Source organism: Alcanivorax sp. HI0044, assembly GCF_001634945.1.
On the sequence record NZ_LWEZ01000766.1, the window covers coordinates 1 to 705 of the forward strand.

Consider the following 705-nt stretch of genomic DNA (forward strand, 5'->3'; position numbering starts at 1 on the left):
CAGTTAAGTCAGGCTGAGAAGGTCAACAGGCGCCGAGTAATGCTCTGGGAGCGCTATTTTCAAGAGTTAGAAGGTGTGTGCTTTAGTCATGGAATCTATCTTCCTGCCGTTCCAGAAGGCTGTCAGCACAATGGGCACCTATTTTATCTACGGTGTGATAACAAAGCTCTCCGGGATAAGCTCCTAAGCCAACTTTTAGGCCTTGGCATCATGGCTCAGACTCACTATGAACCATTACACCTTTCTCCGGGAGGACGGAAATTTGGTAGGGTGAGTGGTGATCATAAGCATACGATAAAGGTCAGTAATGGGTTGCTCAGGCTGCCTATCCACTATGCGTTAGACGAAGCGGAGCAAGCGTACGTGATAGAGAGCCTGATCGAATTGATCAAGCGTTTTTAATCGTGTGTGATTTCGTTATAGACGCGGCTGCTCATCATCTTGTCCCGATCGACCGCTTTTTGATTGAAAGGGTCAACCTTCCACAATACTGACTGAACAAAGGTTCTATGCTCGTAGAGGGCAATGAGTGCACCCAGTGATTCTGGGTCGATATTGTCGAGCGCTATGATGGTTGAAGGCGTCCCAGGTATGCGGCGGCTCGATTGTTCCCGCGTATCCTCGAACGCAAACTGCTTGGCAGTGGCGTAACAGAGTTTGTTGCAGGTCTCATGTCGGCTGTTTATTTGCCTTTGAAACTTTTCG

At 48.5% G+C, this 705-nt stretch carries 1 protein-coding gene and 1 pseudogene; one reads left to right on the top strand and one right to left on the bottom strand.

Annotation, left to right across the window (positions count from 1 at the left end; translation table 11 throughout):
- A partial coding sequence (locus tag A3730_RS09150) for a DegT/DnrJ/EryC1/StrS family aminotransferase (protein WP_197477393.1) occupies positions 1 to 402 on the top strand: 402 nt, incomplete at its 5' end.
- Here A3730_RS09150 and pgi read toward each other — a convergent pair.
- A pseudogene (gene pgi, locus A3730_RS09155) lies at positions 399 to 705 on the bottom strand (glucose-6-phosphate isomerase); the annotation flags it as partial. The gene A3730_RS09150 and the pseudogene pgi sit on opposite strands and share 4 nt — an antisense overlap.